Raw genomic sequence first — 15,470 nt, forward strand, 5'->3', positions numbered from 1 at the left:
AACGGATGGAACGCGCCACCGGAGAGGGGGTGCACGCTGGGATGATGCGGGGATGAGCACATCCCTGACCCCCGCCCAGGCCTGGCAGCGTCTGCAGGAGGGCAACGCCCGGTTCGTCGCCGACGCCATGCAGCACCCCTCCCAGGGAGCGGCCCACCGCGCGGCCGTCGCCCGGGAGCAGCACCCGTACGCCGTGCTGTTCGGGTGCTCCGACTCGAGGGTGGCCGCCGAGATCATCTTCGACCAGGGCCTGGGTGACCTGTTCGTGGTCCGCACCGCGGGCCACGTGCTCGACACCACGGTGATCGGGTCCATCGAGTACGGCGTGGACGTCCTCGGTGCCCCTCTCGTCGTCGTCCTGGGCCACGACCACTGCGGCGCGGTCGGCGCCGCCACCGAGGCGCTGCTCACCAGCCGCATGCCCACGGGGTTCGTGCGCGCCGTCGTCGACCGGGTCATCCCGTCCCTGCTCACCCACGCCGAGCTCGCCGCCGGCCAGGCCGTCGCCGCGGCCGAGGCGGAGGCCGCCCGGGACGCCTCGACGCCCGCGGACGACGGCGCAGCCACCGACCGCTCCGTCCATGTGGGAGCCGGGGGCACCGTGCGCAGCGTCCCCCTGCCCGACGACGACGAGCTGCGCCGGGAGCACGTGCGCGCGACGGTCCAGATGCTCCGCGACTACTCCCGCTCGCTCGCGGCGGCGGTCGACGAGGGCCGCTGCGCGATCGTCGGCGTCGAGTACACCCTGGCGGACGGCACGGCCCACGTGGTCGACCACGTGGGGCCGCTCGAGGGCTGAGGAGGCCGCGCCGGACCGGCCCGGCTCACCCCAGCAGGAGGTAGAGGGCCGAGACCACGGTCAGCGCCATCACCAGCCGCTCGAAGAGCTGCTGGTCGAGCCGGCGCGCGAGCGGGCGGCCCACCAGCGCCCCGAGGACGACGGCCGGCAGCAGCAGGAGGTCGAGGCGCAGTGAGTCGGCGGTGATCAGGCCGAGCGAGACCGAGAACGGCGTCTTCGCGAGGTTCACGGCGAAGAAGAACCACGCCGCCGTGCCCAGGAAGCGGTTGATCGAGTAGCTCGAGGCGAGGAAGTACAGCGCCATCACGGGGCCGCCTGCGTTCGCGACCATCGTGGTGAACCCGCCCAGGACGCCGTAGGTGCCGGTGGTGATCCGACGGCGCAGCCCTCCGCCGGCGGGCCGAGGTGATCCCTCGCCGGTGCGGCGGGCACGCCGGGAACGTGCCCGCCGCGCCACGGTGAGGGCGAGGAGCCCCAGGAGGATGACCCCGATGGTGCGCCGCACGCCGTCGTCCCCCGCCACGGCGAGGAACGCGGTCCCCGCCAGCACGCCGAGCAGCACGGTGGGGACGAGGCGTCGCAGCGTCGCGAGGTCGGCGTGCGCGCGGTAGCTCCACACCGCGAACAGGTCGCCGACCATCAGCAGCACCAGCAGGGCCCCGGTGGAGGCGCGGGCGGGCAGGACGGCGGCGAAGAGCGCGACGGAGATGGTGGCCGCGCCGGGCACCGCCGTCTTGCTCAGTCCGACCAGCAGGGCGCCTGCGACCAGGAGGGACCAGGCGAGGGCGGACAGCTCGGGCACCGGCAGAGCATGCCATCCCCGCGCCCCGACGACGCACCCGGGTCACCGGACGGCGCCCGGTCGGCACGGCGCCCTGTCCCTCCACCGCGCGGGCGGGGACCTGGGCCCGGGGCCGGGGCGGCCTCAGATGTCGATCCCCTCCAGCAGGTCGGTCACCAGCGCGGAGACGGCGGAACGCTCGGACCGGGTGAGGGTGACGTGCGCGAAGAGCTCCTTGCCCTTGAGCGCCTCGACCACCGCGGCCACGCCGTCGTGGCGGCCCACCCTGAGGTTGTCGCGCTGGGCGACGTCGTGGGTGAGCACCACCTTCGAGTTCTGCCCGATGCGGGAGAGCACGGTCAGCAGCACGTTGCGCTCGAGCGACTGGGCCTCGTCCACGATCACGAACGCCTCGTGCAGGGACCGGCCACGGATGTGCGTCAGCGGCAGCACCTCGAGCATGCCGCGGGCGATTACCTCGTCGAGCACCTCCGGCGCCACGACGGCACCGAGGGTGTCGTAGACGGCCTCGGCCCACGGGTTCATCTTCTCGGTCTGGTCGCCCGGCAGGTAGCCCAGCTCCTGCCCGCCGACCGCGTAGAGCGGGCGGAAGACGACGACCTTGCGGTGCTCCCGACGCTCCAGCACCGCCTCAAGGCCGGCGCACAGGGCGAGGGCCGACTTGCCCGTGCCGGCACGGCCGCCGAGCGAGACGATGCCGATGTCCGGGTCGACGAGGTGGTCGATGGCGATGCGCTGCTCGGCGCTGCGCCCGCGCACCCCGAACACCTCCCTGTCGCCGCGCACGAGCCGCAGCGTCCCGTCCGCGGCCACGCGCCCGAGCGCCGAGCCGCGCGGGGAGTGCAGGACGGCGCCGGTGTGGGTGGGGACCTGGGTCAGCGAGCCCGGGGTGGCCAGGTCCGCGACGGCGACCTGACCCTCGTCCCACAGCTGGGCCATCTCCGACTCGGTCAGCTCCGCCGTCGTCATCCCGGTGTAGCCGGAGTCGACGACCTGCTGGGCGCGGTACTCCTCGGCGTGCAGCCCGACGGCGGAGGCCTTGACCCGCATGGGCAGGTCCTTGGAGACCACGGTGACCGCGTGCCCCTCGGCGGCGAGGTTGGCGGCGACGGCGAGGATGCGCGTGTCGTTGTCGCCGAGCCGCAGCCCGGAGGGCAGCACCAGCTCGCTCGAGTGGTTGAGCTCCACGCGCACGGTCCCGCCGTCGTCCCCGACCGGGACGGCGGAGTCGAGGCGGCCGTGGGTCACCCGAAGGTCGTCCAGCAGCCGCAGGGCGCTGCGGGCGAAGTACCCCAGCTCGGCGTGGTGCCGCTTGGCCTCCAGCTCGGTGATCACCACGACGGGCAGGACGACGTCGTGCTCCGCGAAGCGGAGGATCGCCCGCGGGTCGGAGAGCAGCACGGAGGTGTCCAGCACGTAGGTCCGCAACGCGGTGCCGGTCGGCTCGGCCACGCCGATCTCGGCAGCGACGTCGGCGCCCGGGGTGGCTTCCCCGGCTCCGGCGTCGAGGGGCTGCGGTGCGCTGGTGGTGCGGTCGATGCTCACGGGGGGCTCCCTATGGCGCCAGGCGCCGAGTCAGCCGCGCCCCGGGACCGCGCACGGCGCGCGGGCGAGGCACGGTGGTGGGGGCGGTGGGCCGGCCCACGAGGGACCGGCGGCCCCTCCCGTCCGCAGCTGGCTGCTGCATGGGCTGACCTCCCGGAGGACGGCAGGTGTGCCGTCCGTCACGGCTGACGCTACGCCGAACTGACACCCGCGCGCCCGGACACGCCCGGAATGTGCCGTCCGACGCAGGGAGTTCACCGTGCCGACACCGGCCGCTCACCCGCCCGGCCCGGGGCGCTCACCCAGACCGGGCGCGCGGGCCCGGCGAGCAGCCCGCCGGGACGTGCCGTCAGCGCCCGAGCCGGCGCTCGCGCTGGGCGTAGTCGCGCAGCGCGCGCAGGAAGTCCACGCGCCGGAAGTCCGGCCAGTACGCCTCGCAGAAGTAGTACTCGCTGTGCACCGACTGCCACAGCAGGAACCCGCCCAGCCGCTGCTCGCCCGAGGTCCGGATGACCAGGTCGGGGTCGGGCTGCCCCTTGGTGTACAGGTGGTCGGCGATGTCGTCCACCGTCAGGGCCGCCGCGACGGACTCCAGCGTCTCCCCGGCCTTCGCGCGCTCGCGCAGCAAGGAGCGCACGGCGTAGGTGATCTCGTCCCGCCCGCCGTAGCCGATGGCGACGTTGACCTGCATCCCGGCCACGTCCTCGGCCCGCGCCTGGGCCGCACGCAGACGCTCGGCCATCGGCTCGGGCAGCAGGTCGAGCGAGCCGACGACGCGGAGCGACCACCGCCCTGTCCCGGCGAGCCTCTCCACGGCGGTGGCGATGATGTCGAGCAGGTCGGCGACCTCGCCGGGGTCGCGCTGGAGGTTGTCGGTCGAGAGCATCCAGAGCGTGACGACCTCGACGCCGACCTCCTCGGACCACTCGAGGAGCTCGGTGATCTTGTCGGCCCCGCGGCGGTGCCCGTGGACGGGCGGCGTGCCGACGGCGCGCGCCCAGCGGCGGTTCCCGTCGAGGATCACCCCGACGTGGCGGGGGATGCGTTCGGGCTGCAGGGCGGCGACGAGACGTCGCTCGTACAGCTGGTACAGCAGGTCCGGCTCTCGCATGCCGCCGCGTCGCTCCCCTCGAGACGTGTGGCGGTCGACGTCGCCACTGCAGATCGGCGGGGCCCGGGGCCTCGCTGGGGCGAGGCTACCGCTGCGCACCCGACCGGTGCGCGCACGGTTCAACCTACGGTAGCGTAGGTTGGCGCGCCCGCCTCCGGCGGCGCCCCACGGCCTCGCCCGAGGCCACGGTCCAACTCGGGAGGCCCCCATGCCCCACGACGTCGACGAGCCCTCGGTCGGCGAGACGATCGCCGCGGCGGTCAAGCCGCGCCTGCGCGGCTGGATCCATGCCGGCACGGCCCCCGTCGCGCTGGTGGCCGGCCTGGTCCTCGTGATCCTCTCCCCCACCACGCAGGCTCGGGTCTCCACCGCCGTCTTCGCTCTCGCGGGCGTCGTGCTGTTCGGCACCTCCGCCGTCTACCACCGCGGGACGTGGTCGCCCCGGGCCGCCGCCGTGCTGCGCCGCGCAGACCACTCGAACATCTTCCTGCTCATCGCCGGCACCTACACCCCGCTCGCGGTCCTGCTGCTGGACCGTTCGACCGCCACGGTCCTGCTCGCGGTCGTGTGGGTGGGTGCGGTCCTGGGCATCGCGGCCCGGCTGCTCTGGCTCGACGCACCCCGCTGGGTCTATGTGCCGATCTACCTCGGCCTCGGCTGGGTGGCCGTGGGGTTCCTGCCGGCGTTCTGGCGCTCCGGCGGCCCCGTGGTGTTCTGGCTGGTGGCGCTCGGTGGCCTCGCCTACACCCTCGGCGCGACGGCGTACGCCCTCAAGCGCCCGAACCCCAGCCCGCGCTGGTTCGGCTTCCACGAGCTCTTCCACGTCGGGACCGTCATCGGCTGGGGCTGCCACTACGCGGCGGTGTCCGTCGCGGCCTACCAGGCGGCCTGACGACGCCGCCGGTACCCTCGCGGCACCACCGCACGGAGGGACCGAGATGGGCGACGCCGAGAACCTGTGGACCAGGGACCCGCGGACGGTCCTGCGCGCGGGACCCGACCTCGACCTCTCCGCTCTCGACCGTCACGGCCGGCCCGGCTGGGCCGGCGGCAAGGACGAGGCCAAGGCCTTCACGGCCCGGCGCGGACGCCTCCTCTCCGAGCTGCAGGAGCGCCTCTTCGCCCACGGACGCACCGGCGGGGACCGGGCCGTCCTGCTGGTCGTGCAGGGCCTCGACACGGCGGGCAAGGGCGGCATCGTCCGGCACGTGATCGGCATGGTGGATCCGCAGGGCGTGGCGCTGCGCGCGTTCGGCGTCCCCACCGAGGAGGAGAGGCAGCACCACTTCCTGTGGCGGGTCCGGCGCGCCCTGCCCCGCCCGGGCCTGATCGGGGTGTTCGACCGCTCCCACTACGAGGACGTGCTGGTCCCCCGCGTGCAGGGCCTCGTCGAGGAGGATGTCCTGACGCGGCGCTTCGACGAGATCAACCACTTCGAGGAGGAGATCGCCGCCTCCGGCACCACGGTCGTCAAGGTCGCGCTCATGGTGTCCTACGAGGAGCAGGGCCTACGCCTCATGGAGCGCCTGGACCGGCCCGACAAGCACTGGAAGTTCGACCCCGGCGACGTCGACACCCGCCGCAGCTGGGACGCCTACCAGTCCGCCTACGCCGACGTCCTCGCGCGCACCAGCACCGGTGTCGCACCCTGGTACGTCGTCCCCGCTGACCGGAAGTGGTACGCCCGGCTCGCGGTGACCGAGCTGCTGACCCGGACGCTGGTGGACCTCGACCTGCACTGGCCCGGGGTGAGCTGGGACGTCGCCGAGCAGAGGCGGCGGCTCGCCGCCACCATGAGCGAGGAGAGCCTGCGCGAGGCCGCGTCCGGCGTCGAGGACAGGGCCGCCGAGTACCGCGAGTCCGAGGCCGCCTACGCGGCCGCGGTGGCAGACGCCTCGTCCACCGAGAGCCGCCGCGGCGGCTGAGCGCAGAACTCGTCGGGCGACCCCGCGCCCGGCGGGCGGTCCCGACGCACGTCGGTCCTGGCGCCCGGTGAGCGGTACCGGCGCCCGTCAGGCGGGTCCGGCGTCGTCCGGCAGCGAACCCTCGCCGGACGGACGGTCGGGCCCGACGGCCCGGCCGGCTCCACCGCCTGTGCCCGTCCCGCCCGCAGACGTCGGCCCCCCTTCGACGACCCTGCGCTCGGGGACCGCGCCGCGCGTCGCGGCGCCCTCGACGGGGTAGCCGTGGCCGGGGTCGGCCCCGGCCCGGGCGGCGGCCCCCTCCTCGGCGGCCTGGCGCAGCCGTTCGTTGTGGTCCACGCGGCGCATGTGCTTGGCCATCGACCGGAAGAGCGGGACGACGGCGATGGCGAGCACGAAGAAGCCGAGGAGGAACCCGATGAGGCCGGGGCTGACCTCCCACGGCTCCATCTCGCTGGGCGCCGGCGCAGGGGTGGGCGAGGCGGCGAGGAGCAGGAAGGTCATCGCTCAACCCTGCCATCGGCCGGGCCGTCGACGCCCGAGGCGACGCCCGAGACGGGCAGGCCCGCCGGGACGACCCCCGCGAACAGGTCGTCCTCGACGCCGTCCGCGACCTCGACGCGGGCACGGGCGAGCTCGAACTCCTCGAACGGCCAGACCTCCTTCTCGATGTCCCGGGGGACCTGGAAGAAGAAGCCGTCGGGGTCGATCTGCGTGGCGTGCGCCCGCAGCGCGGCGTCCCGCTGGGGGAAGTAGTCGGCGCACTCCACCCGCGCCGTCGCCTCGCGGCGAGGCCGGTTGCGGCGCGTCTCGAACCACTCCTCGAAGGGCGAGCTGACCCCGCGCTCCTGAAGCGCGCGGTGGACGGTCTCGATCCGGGCGACCGAGAAGGAGATGTCGTAGTACAGCTTCTGCACCGCCCACGGCTCGCCCGCCTCCGGGTAGGCGTCCGGGTCGGCCGCCGCCTCGTAGGCCGCGACGGCGACCTTGTGGGCCATGATGTGGTCCGGGTGCGGATATCCGCCGTTCTCGTCGTAGCAGGTCATGACGTGGGGGCGGAAGTCCCGGATCTGCCGCACGAGCGCCCCGACCGGCACCTCGAGCGGCTCCAGCGCGAAGCAGCCCTCCGGGAGCGGCGGCAGCGGGTCCCCCTCGGGCAGGCCCGAGTCCACGAACCCGAGCCACACGTGCTCTATACCGAGCGCCTCGGCGGCCGTGGCCATCTCCCGACGGCGGTAGCCCGGCATGTCCCGCAGGATCTCCGGGTCGCCCTCGAGCTTGGGGTTGAGGATGTCGCCGCGCTCCCCTCCGGTGCACGTCACCACCAGCACCCGGTTCCCCTCGGCCGCGTAACGCGCCGACGTCGCCGCCCCCTTGCTCGACTCGTCGTCCGGGTGCGCATGCACGGCCATGAGCCGCAACGCCTCGTGGGTCACCGTCAGTTCCTCCAGGTCGGCGCCGCCTCGCGGCGCCTCTCTCGTCGTCGTTTCCAGGGACAATGGTCTCGCATCAGCGCCCAGGGTGCCTACGTCATACCCGACGAGGCCGGGGGCAGGAGAAGGAGGCAACCTCGGTGACCGAGCCCGCAGCACAGCGCCCCGCCGGCGACCCGGCCGTGATGGCGGCCCGTTACGGCGGGGCCGGGTCCGGCCGGCGCGGCCTCGTCGTCGGCGGGGTGGTGGCTGCGCTCCTGGTGGCGGGCGGGCTGGGCATCCAGGCGTCCAACCTCACAAAGCCGGCCGTCGTCGCCGAGAACCTCGGCTTCACCGTGGAGGGGCCGGGCACCACCACCGTGCGGTTCAACCTGCGCGCGGAGCCGGGGTCGACCGTTCGCTGCACGCTGGTGGCGCTGAACGAGTCCTTCACCGAGGTGGGGTACCGCGAGGTGGAGATCGGACCGGTGGACAAGCAGCTCACGTCCCACCAGGTCGACGTCGCCACCACGGAGCTCGCGACGTCCGGCAGCGTCCAGCAGTGCCGCACCCTCGACGCGGGCTGACCCGGCCGACGGACAGTCCGGACCGGTCCGCCGGCCGACCCCGGCCGGGACCGGCACCGGCGAGGCACGCCATCGCAAGACCTTGCTACCCCGCGCCGTGCCCGGCACGGCGCGGGAAACGGGGAGCACGGGCGGGCGTTTGTTACACTTGGTTCTTTACACGCCGCCCCGGAGCGGCGCACGTGGTGCGAGCGCCCGGGCGAAATCAGTCCCGTTGCCTCGGCCGCACACGCTTTGCGACCGGGGCACGAACGTATTCGGAGGAGGAGCCGTGACACAGACGAGCACCACCTGGCTCACCCAGGACGCGTACAACCGGCTCAAGGCTGAGCTCGAGCACCTCACGGGCCGCGGGCGGCAGGAGATCGCCGAGAAGATCGACGCCGCGCGTCAGGAGGGCGACCTCAAGGAGAACGGCGGGTACCACGCCGCTCGTGAGGAGCAGGCCAAGCAGGAGGCGCGGATCGTCCAGCTGACCGAGCTGCTCCGTAACGCGCACGTGGGCGAGCCGCCGCCGGACGACGGCATCGTCGAGTCCGGCATGGTCGTCACCGCGACGATCGCCGGCCGGGAGCGCAAGTTCCTGCTCGGGTCACGCGAGGGTGCGGTGGACCTGGACATCGACGTGTACTCCGAGTCGTCGCCGCTCGGCGCGGCCCTGGTGGGCCGTTCTGCCGGTGACGCGGTGACCTACGAGGCACCCAACGGTGCGCAGATCGAGGTCAAGATCGGCGAGGTCAAGCCCTTCAAGGGCTGAGCGAGACGTATCGAGGACGGGCCGCCCCACCGGGGCGGCCCGTCTTTCGTCCCGCAGGTCCCTCGTCCCTCAGGTCTTTCGTCCCTCAGGGCGCCAGGATGGTGTAGCCGGCCGCACGCAGCGCCTCGAGCACGCTCTGGCAGTGCTCCGGGCCCTTGGTCTCCAGCTCCACCGAGATCTCGACCTCGTCGACGGCCAGCCCCGCGGAGGTCCGGGTGTGCTCGACGCTGACGACGTTCCCGCCCGACGCGGCGAGCTTGTTGAGCAGCCCGGCCAGACTGCCCGGGGAGTCCTGGACGAGCACGCGCATCTGCAGGTAGCGCCCGGCCGCGGTCATGCCGTGGCGGATGATCCGCAGCAGCACGAGCGGGTCGACGTTGCCGCCGGAGAGCACGACCACCACGGGGCCGCGGAACGCGCCCGGGTCCGCGAGCAGGGCAGCCACCCCCGCCGCACCCGACGGCTCGACCACCAGCTTGGCACGCTCGACGACGTGCAGGACGGCGCGCGAGAGCTGCTCCTCGGTGACGGTGCGGATCTCCCGCACGTGCTCCCGGATCAGCCGGAAAGGGACGTCGCCGGGCATCCCGACCGCGATGCCGTCCGCCATCGTGTGCAGGTCCTCGAGGAGCACCGGGCGGCCCTCGGCGAGCGACGCCGGGTACGCGGCGGCCGTGGCGGCCTGCACACCGACGACGTCGATCCCCGGGTCGACGCTGTGGACGGCCGCGGCGACGCCGGCGAGCAGCCCCCCGCCTCCGGTGGGGACGACGATGGTGCGCACGTCCGGCACCTGCTCGAGGATCTCCAGCCCGATGGTGCCCTGGCCCGCCACGATGTCGGGGTGGTCGTAGGGGTGGATCAGCACCCGCCCGGTGCGCTCGACCTCGTCGAGCGCGGCCGCCATGGAGCCGTTGAGGTTCTCGCCCACGAGCACGACCTCGGCGCCGTACTGCCGGGTGGCGGCGACCTTGGGGAGCGCGGCGTCGACGGGCATGAAGATCTTGGCCGGGATGCCCAGGCGGTGAGCCGCCAGCGCGACCCCCTGGGCGTGGTTGCCGGCCGAGGCCGCCACGACGCCGCGTGCCTTCTCCTCCTCGGTCAGGCGGCTGATGCGCACGTAGGCGCCGCGGATCTTGAACGACCCCGTGCGCTGGAGGTTCTCGGCCTTGAGATGGACCCGTTTCCCGACGACGCGGCCGAGCGTCGTGGACTCCTCCACCGGCGTGCGGTGCGCGACGCCGGAGATCACCTCGGCGGCAGCGGCGAAGGTGGCGCGGTCGAAGGCCGCGGTCGCGGGCGCCGCCCGCCAGGAGGCGGTCACCGCGGCCCCTGGAACCGGTGGCCGGCGTCCCCGGCCCCGCCGTCGGAGATGTCCGGGCCCGGACGGGCTCCGCCGTCGTCCGGGGTGACCGGGCCGTCCTCGTCCGCCCCCTTGTCGGAGTCGGCGATGTGGGCGTAGGAGGTGGCGATCGACTCGAAGACGGCACCGGGCGGCCCCCCTGGCCGGTGCATGTCGCTGTCGAGGCTGGGGTACTTGTCGTGCCCGTAGAGGTAGAGGACCACCGTGTTGATGGTGGCCACGACCGGCACGGCGAACAGCGCACCGAGGACGCCGGCGATCCCGGTGCCGGCGGTCACCGCGAGGAGGATCGCCACCGGGTGCAGGGAGACGGCGTTGCCCTGCAGCCACGGCTGGAGCACGTTGCCCTCGAGCTGCTGCACGGCGAGGACGATGGCGAGCATGATCAGCGCGGTGACGAGCCCCTGGTCGACCAGCGCGACGACGACGGCGACGGCACCGGAGATGAAGGCACCGACGATGGGGATGAAGGAGAACAGGAAGACGAGGATGCCGATGGGCAGGGCGAGCGGGACCTGCAGGATCGCCGCTCCGGCGGCGATGCCCACCGCGTCGACGAACGCCACGAGGATCTGCGTCCGGGCGTAGCCGCCCAGCGTCATCCACCCGCGGATGCCCGCCTCGTTGATCTTGTCGCGCACTCCCACGGGGGCGAGGCGGACGAACCAGTGCCACATCCTGCGGCCCTCACGCAGGAAGAAGAAGAGGCAGAAGAGCGCGATCACCGCGCCGGTGGCGACCGACGTCACCGAGCTGGTGACACCCACGACGCCGCTGACCAGCCGGTCGGAGTTGGCCTGCAGCTGGCTCGTGGCCTGGTCGAGGTAGCCCTGGACCTGCTGCTCGTCGATGCCGAGGGGGCCGTTCGCCAGCCAGTCGATGGCGTCCTGCGTCGCCACCCCGACCCGCTCGGCGAGGGCGCCGAAGCCCTCCACGATCGAGCGGCCGGCGAGGACGAGCAGACCGACGACGAACGCCACGAGCCCCACGAGCGCCGTCAGGGCCGCGAGGGTGCGCGGGAAGTGCAGGACCCGGCGCAGCCAGACCGAGATCGGCTCGAGGAGAACCGCCAGCAGCAGGGCGACCAGCACCGCCACCACGATCGTCTGGAACGTGGCGACGAGGTAGACGAGCAGCGCGATCGCCGCCGCCACGACGATGAGCCGCCAGGACCAGCCGGCGGCCACGCGCAGCGAGCGTGGGACGCCGTCCACCAGCGTCGAGGCCGGGGCGCGCCGCGAGGCTGTTCCGGGAGCTGCCGCACCGCCACGCCCCGGGCGGCGCCCGAGACGTTCCGGCACGCCTCCGGCGTCGGCCGTCGGGACGGCGGGCACAGCTGCGGCGTCCTCCGAGCGCCGCAGCCGGATCCGTAGGTTGCGGCGGCGCCCGCCCTCGTCGTTGCTCTGTTCAGGCATGGTCCCCGCTATCACCGTGGAGAGGTAGGTTCTTGACTCCGCTCAGCCTACGGCCAGCCTGTCTTCCCGGCCCCGCAGCCGCCTGGTCGGCCCGGCGAGTCGGCCGGACGGGGCATGCTGGGCGCGAGATCGGGAAGAACGCCGCCGCCCCGGGCGTTCGCACCGGTGGACGCAATCTCAGGAGGGACGCACATGTTCGGACTCGGCCGCAGGACGCAGATGGTCACCGCGGAGGAGGCCCTGCCCGGGCGCCCCACGCCCGGCTACCCCGTGCCCGTCACGCACGAGGTGCTCGGTACCCCGCTGCAGGGCCCGTGGCCCGCCGGCTCCGAGGTCATGTACGTGGCCATGGGGTGCTTCTGGGGCGCGGAGCGGATCTTCTGGCGCCAGCCCGGGGTCGTCTCCACCGCCGCCGGCTACCTCGGCGGGTTCACCGAGCACCCCACCTACGAGGAGGTGTGCACCGGTCTCACCGGTCACACCGAGGCGGTGAAGGTGGTCTACGACCCCGCGAAGACCTCCCCGGAGCTGCTGCTGAAGGCCTTCTGGGAGAACCACGACCCCACGACCCCGAACCGGCAGGGCAACGACATCGGCACCCAGTACCGCTCCGGGATCTACTGGACCACCCCCGGCCAGGAGGCCGCGGCCCGCGCGACCCGCGACGCCTTCCAGGAGGTCCTCACGGAGCACGGGCACGGCGCCATCGCGACCGAGCTGCTGCCGTTCCCGGGCCGGTTCTACTACGCCGAGGACTACCACCAGCAGTACCTGCACAAGAACCCGAACGGCTACTGCAACCACGGCCCCAACGGTCTGACGTGCCCGGTCGGTCTGGTGCGCCAGGACCAGCTGCCGGCCCAGGTCGACGTCGCGCCGCCTACCGACTGAGAGAGGCCGAACGCCGCACACGCGCAGAGCCCCGCCCGAGTGATGGGCGGGGCTCTCGTGTGCGGGTCAGCGGCCGGTCAGCGGACCTCCTCCACGACGCTGGTTCCCTTCTCGGGACGTGACTCCCAGGCCCAGGACTCCTCGAGGCGTACGCGTCCGTCCTCGAGCACCACGATCCGACTCTCGCAGACACCGTTCGCGGTGGTGCGGTCGGCGCTCAGGTGGCTGTAGCGGAAGTGCAGGCGCTCGTCCTGACGCGTCCCGACGAGAAACCCTCGCACGATGTCGCCGCCGTCGTACTCCGCCCAGATGATCTCGTCGGCTTCGTGGTACCGGAAACGCGTGGAGCCGCTCACCTGACCGGTGGGTGAGTTCGTGACGCCGGCGAACACCCTTCCGTCCAGAGGGACGGTTGACGAGGAAGGGGTGGTCAAGGACGTGTCAGTCATGTCCGCCACGCTACCTCCGGTCACCGGCGGGCCGGCGCTCCGCGCCCTCGCGGTACGAGCTCAGGAGCCGCCGTCGACTACACGCAGCAGTGCCTGCACAAGCCCCCGGACGGCTCTTGGAGTCACGGCCCCGACACTCCGACGTGCCCAGCAGGGTCAGGGTTCAGGACCGGCCCGGCCTTCGGTCATCCGGCGCATCTGCCGCCGGGCGGAGTCGCTCTGCGGGAGCGGGTCCCCGTGCCGGTGCACCTGCCGCCACCGGCCAGCCTCACGGCGGTAGACCGCCGTGACCCGAAGGTCGTACGTCTCCGGGTCCGCACCGTTGACCCGGACGCGGGTGTGCTCCACACCGGCGACGTACCCGAGGTCGCCGCTGGCTCCGGCGCCCACCACCTCGTAGGACCACGCCTCCACGTCGGAGAAGCGCTCCGCCAGCCAGCGGAACGAGGCCTCGACCGGGCCCCACCCGGACTCGGTCAGCACCGCCCCGAACAGCGTGACCGGATCGTCGTGCGACCAGAGCTCCTCACGAGGCCCCGGATCGCCTCGGTGCAGCGCGAGCTCTGCCTCGGTGAGCGTGGGCATGACCTCGCTCAGGAACGCCTGGACCTCATCAATCTCGACTCCTTCGTCACCACGAGTGTGCGCCGCAGGAGGTGGTGTGGGAACGCCCACCGGTCCTCTGTCCGGCGGGCGGCCCGGCCGGGGTCGGCACGTACGCTGGAGTCCTGCCCGGCGCCGTCGGGCCTGACCGAGAGGACCTCATGACCGCGCTCCCCACCGCCTCCGGCGGCTTCGGCGACAAGCCCGAGCTCACCTTTCCCGACTCCGGCGCACCGGAGGGCCTGCAGGTGCAGGTGCTCGAGCAGGGCACCGGTGACACCGTCGAGGCCGGCCAGACCATCATCGTGAACTACCTGGGCCAGACCTGGGGCGGCCACGTCTTCGACAACTCCTACGACCGCGGGGAGACCATCTCCTTCCCCATCGGGATGGGCGTCGTCATCGGCGGCTGGGACGACGGCCTGGTCGGCCAGCAGATCGGCTCCCGCGTCATGCTGTCGATCCCGCCGGAGCACGGTTACGGCCCGCGCGGCGTGCCCCAGGCCGGCATCAAGGGCGGCGACACCCTCGTCTTCGTGGTGGACGTCGTCGGCGTGGAGTGAGCCTCGCGTCTGACCACTCGGCGAGGAGTTGACCACTCGGCGAGGAGTTGACCACTCGAGAAGGAGTTGACCACTCGAGAAGGAGTTGACCACTCGAGAAGGAGTTGACCACTCGAGAAGGAGTTGACCACTCGAGGAGGAGTTGACCACTCGGGGAGGAGTTGACCACTCGCCGGTTGGAAGGCTCCAGAACGACGACGGCGGCCGCCCCGTGAGGGAACGGCCGCCGTCGTGGCGAGCAGGGTCGAGCGTCAGTCGCTGCCGCGCAGGATGGCGAGCAGGCGCAGGAACTCGATGTAGAGCCACACGAGCGTCACGGCCAGACCGAACGCGGCCGACCAGGCGAAGCGGCCGGGGACACCGGCCTCGACGCCGCGCTTGATGGCGTCGAAGTCCATGATCAGGCAGATGGCCGCGAGGCCGACGGCGAAGAGGCCGAGCAGGACGCCCAGCGGGATGCCGAACAGCGTCACGCCGGTGCGCAGGCCCCACGGGTCGGTGGAGAGCCCCGTGAACATGAGGACGACGTTGACCAGCGAGAACAGCGCGTAGCCGACGAGCGCGATGAGCACGAACCGGGTCAGCTTCGGCGTGACCCGCACGGTGCCGGACTTGAACAGGAAGAGAGCGGCCACGAAGGTCGCGGTGGTGCCGAGCACCGCCTGCAGGACGATGCCGCCCCACTGGGCCTCGAACACGGCGGAGATCCCACCGAGGAACAGACCCTCGGCAGCGGCGTACGCCATGATCAGCGTCGGGGACGGCTCACGCTTGAAGGCGTTCACCAGCCCCAGGACGAGACCGACGATGGCGCCACCGAAGGTCAGGAGCATGTTCGCGTCCATGACCAGCCAGTTGAACGCCGCGGCGACGATGATGACGCCGAGGACGAGGCCGGTCTTGACGATGACGTCGTCGTACGTCATCCGGCCGGTGTCCGCCGGCGCGGCGGCCGGCTGGCGGTAGGCGCGCTCCAGGTCCTCGACCTGGCCGGGCTGGTAGCCGCCGTAGCCGCCGGCCGGCTGGCCGTAGCCCTGCTGGCCGTAGCCGGGCTGGCCCTGGCCGGGCTGCGGGGCGTAGCCGGTCCCACCCTGCGGGGCGTAGCCGGGATAGGTCGGGTAGCCGTTCGGGGTCCGCTGGGCGTTCGCCCCGAAGTACGGACTCTTCTCGAAGACGGGATTGCTCACGTATGTGCCTCCTGGTCGCGGCAACCGGGTCCGCGTGGTCGGACCCGGACCATTGTCGCTGGCC

Annotated in this window: 17 protein-coding genes; 7 read left to right on the forward strand and 10 right to left on the reverse strand. The window is 72.9% G+C overall.

Features of this window, described 5'->3' with window-relative positions; genetic code table 11:
* The first annotated feature begins 52 nt into the window (after positions 1-52).
* Positions 53-799 carry a carbonic anhydrase gene (locus ATJ97_RS06230; RefSeq protein ID WP_098482995.1) on the forward strand — a complete coding sequence of 249 codons (747 nt, stop codon included), beginning with the start codon at positions 53-55 and terminating at the stop codon, positions 797-799.
* Between the two features lie 25 nt (positions 800-824).
* On the opposite strand, the gene ATJ97_RS06235 is transcribed toward ATJ97_RS06230, so the two are convergent.
* From ATJ97_RS06235 to ATJ97_RS06245, 3 genes are all read right to left on the reverse strand, one after another.
* Positions 825-1,601: a sulfite exporter TauE/SafE family protein gene (locus tag ATJ97_RS06235; RefSeq protein ID WP_098482996.1), complete on the reverse strand. Its 777-nt coding sequence runs from the start codon at positions 1,599-1,601 to the stop codon at positions 825-827.
* 123 nt (positions 1,602-1,724) lie between these two features.
* The gene (phoH2, locus tag ATJ97_RS06240; RefSeq protein ID WP_245862823.1) at positions 1,725-3,053 is read right to left on the reverse strand and encodes an RNA 5'-3' helicase PhoH2; all 1,329 of its coding nucleotides are present in this window, start codon (positions 3,051-3,053) and stop codon (positions 1,725-1,727) included.
* Between the two features lie 442 nt (positions 3,054-3,495).
* Positions 3,496-4,257 (reverse strand): isoprenyl transferase, encoded by a 762-nt coding sequence (locus ATJ97_RS06245; protein WP_098482997.1) that lies wholly within the window; start codon positions 4,255-4,257, stop codon positions 3,496-3,498.
* A 208-nt stretch (positions 4,258-4,465) separates the two neighbouring features.
* On the opposite strand from ATJ97_RS06245, the gene trhA reads away from it, so the two are divergent.
* Together trhA and ATJ97_RS06255 are read left to right on the forward strand one after the other, a co-directional pair.
* A complete protein-coding gene (gene trhA, locus ATJ97_RS06250) occupies positions 4,466-5,149 on the forward strand; it encodes a PAQR family membrane homeostasis protein TrhA (RefSeq protein WP_098482998.1) in 684 nt (227 codons plus the stop codon).
* A gap of 46 nt (positions 5,150-5,195) precedes the next feature.
* On the forward strand, positions 5,196-6,182 hold the full coding sequence (locus tag ATJ97_RS06255; protein ID WP_098482999.1) for a PPK2 family polyphosphate kinase: 987 nt from the start codon (positions 5,196-5,198) through the stop codon (positions 6,180-6,182).
* Between the two features lie 87 nt (positions 6,183-6,269).
* Here the strand turns inward: ATJ97_RS06255 and ATJ97_RS06260 are convergent, their stop codons facing one another.
* Positions 6,270-6,683 carry a hypothetical protein gene (locus tag ATJ97_RS06260; protein WP_098483000.1) on the reverse strand — a complete coding sequence of 138 codons (414 nt, stop codon included), beginning with the start codon at positions 6,681-6,683 and terminating at the stop codon, positions 6,270-6,272.
* Positions 6,680-7,591 (reverse strand): mycothiol conjugate amidase Mca, encoded by a 912-nt coding sequence (mca, locus tag ATJ97_RS06265; RefSeq protein WP_098485275.1) that lies wholly within the window; start codon positions 7,589-7,591, stop codon positions 6,680-6,682. Before mca ends, ATJ97_RS06260 begins: the two co-directional genes overlap by 4 nt.
* A 161-nt stretch (positions 7,592-7,752) precedes the next feature.
* Here mca and ATJ97_RS06270 point away from each other — a divergent pair, with 161 nt between their 5' ends.
* Positions 7,753-8,178: a DUF4307 domain-containing protein gene (locus tag ATJ97_RS06270; RefSeq protein WP_170037156.1), complete on the forward strand. Its 426-nt coding sequence runs from the start codon at positions 7,753-7,755 to the stop codon at positions 8,176-8,178.
* Between the two features lie 271 nt (positions 8,179-8,449).
* A complete protein-coding gene (gene greA / locus ATJ97_RS06275) occupies positions 8,450-8,935 on the forward strand; it encodes a transcription elongation factor GreA (protein ID WP_098483002.1) in 486 nt (161 codons plus the stop codon).
* A gap of 85 nt (positions 8,936-9,020) precedes the next feature.
* Here the strand turns inward: greA and ilvA are convergent, their stop codons facing one another.
* Positions 9,021-10,259, reverse strand: a complete 1,239-nt coding sequence (ilvA, locus tag ATJ97_RS06280; protein ID WP_098483003.1) for a threonine ammonia-lyase — start codon at positions 10,257-10,259, stop codon at positions 9,021-9,023.
* The gene (locus tag ATJ97_RS06285) at positions 10,256-11,713 is read right to left on the reverse strand and encodes an AI-2E family transporter (protein ID WP_098483004.1); all 1,458 of its coding nucleotides are present in this window, start codon (positions 11,711-11,713) and stop codon (positions 10,256-10,258) included. The genes ilvA and ATJ97_RS06285 overlap by 4 nt, the downstream gene beginning before the upstream one ends.
* Positions 11,714-11,905: 192 nt before the next feature.
* Between ATJ97_RS06285 and msrA the strand changes: the two genes are divergently transcribed.
* Positions 11,906-12,604, forward strand: coding sequence for a peptide-methionine (S)-S-oxide reductase MsrA (msrA, locus tag ATJ97_RS06290; RefSeq protein ID WP_211287065.1), 699 nt, complete (start codon positions 11,906-11,908; stop codon positions 12,602-12,604).
* Positions 12,605-12,681: 77 nt separating this feature from the next.
* Here the strand turns inward: msrA and ATJ97_RS06295 are convergent, their stop codons facing one another.
* Both ATJ97_RS06295 and ATJ97_RS06300 read right to left on the reverse strand, forming a co-directional pair.
* On the reverse strand, positions 12,682-13,053 hold the full coding sequence (locus ATJ97_RS06295; protein ID WP_098485277.1) for an avidin-fold protein: 372 nt from the start codon (positions 13,051-13,053) through the stop codon (positions 12,682-12,684).
* Between the two features lie 156 nt (positions 13,054-13,209).
* Entirely contained in the window at positions 13,210-13,638 is a 429-nt protein-coding gene (locus tag ATJ97_RS06300; protein ID WP_098483005.1) for a YybH family protein, read from the reverse strand.
* 179 nt (positions 13,639-13,817) lie between these two features.
* Between ATJ97_RS06300 and ATJ97_RS06305 the strand changes: the two genes are divergently transcribed.
* A complete protein-coding gene (locus ATJ97_RS06305; RefSeq protein WP_098483006.1) occupies positions 13,818-14,219 on the forward strand; it encodes an FKBP-type peptidyl-prolyl cis-trans isomerase in 402 nt (133 codons plus the stop codon).
* Positions 14,220-14,470: 251 nt separating this feature from the next.
* Here the strand turns inward: ATJ97_RS06305 and ATJ97_RS06310 are convergent, their stop codons facing one another.
* Positions 14,471-15,406: a Bax inhibitor-1/YccA family protein gene (locus ATJ97_RS06310; protein WP_098483007.1), complete on the reverse strand. Its 936-nt coding sequence runs from the start codon at positions 15,404-15,406 to the stop codon at positions 14,471-14,473.
* Positions 15,407-15,470 lie beyond the last annotated feature (64 nt).

Source organism: Georgenia soli (assembly GCF_002563695.1).
In the GTDB taxonomy this organism is placed as follows: domain Bacteria; phylum Actinomycetota; class Actinomycetes; order Actinomycetales; family Actinomycetaceae; genus Georgenia; species Georgenia soli.

Bases quoted from the DNA above. Each gene is read 5' to 3' on its own strand.
- ATJ97_RS06230 (WP_098482995.1), top strand. From the start codon at position 53: ATGAGCACATCCCTGACCCCCGCCCAGGCCTGGCAGCGTCTGCAGGAG.
- ATJ97_RS06305 (WP_098483006.1), top strand. From the start codon at position 13,818: ATGACCGCGCTCCCCACCGCCTCCGGCGGCTTCGGCGACAAGCCCGAG.
- ATJ97_RS06255 (WP_098482999.1), top strand. From the start codon at position 5,196: ATGGGCGACGCCGAGAACCTGTGGACCAGGGACCCGCGGACGGTCCTG.
- ATJ97_RS06295 (WP_098485277.1), bottom strand. From the start codon at position 13,053: ATGACTGACACGTCCTTGACCACCCCTTCCTCGTCAACCGTCCCTCTG.
- mca (WP_098485275.1), bottom strand. From the start codon at position 7,591: ATGGCCGTGCATGCGCACCCGGACGACGAGTCGAGCAAGGGGGCGGCG.
- ATJ97_RS06245 (WP_098482997.1), bottom strand. From the start codon at position 4,257: ATGCGAGAGCCGGACCTGCTGTACCAGCTGTACGAGCGACGTCTCGTC.
- ATJ97_RS06285 (WP_098483004.1), bottom strand. From the start codon at position 11,713: ATGCCTGAACAGAGCAACGACGAGGGCGGGCGCCGCCGCAACCTACGG.
- ATJ97_RS06260 (WP_098483000.1), bottom strand. From the start codon at position 6,683: ATGACCTTCCTGCTCCTCGCCGCCTCGCCCACCCCTGCGCCGGCGCCC.
- msrA (WP_211287065.1), top strand. From the start codon at position 11,906: ATGTTCGGACTCGGCCGCAGGACGCAGATGGTCACCGCGGAGGAGGCC.
- ATJ97_RS06300 (WP_098483005.1), bottom strand. From the start codon at position 13,638: ATGCCCACGCTCACCGAGGCAGAGCTCGCGCTGCACCGAGGCGATCCG.
- trhA (WP_098482998.1), top strand. From the start codon at position 4,466: ATGCCCCACGACGTCGACGAGCCCTCGGTCGGCGAGACGATCGCCGCG.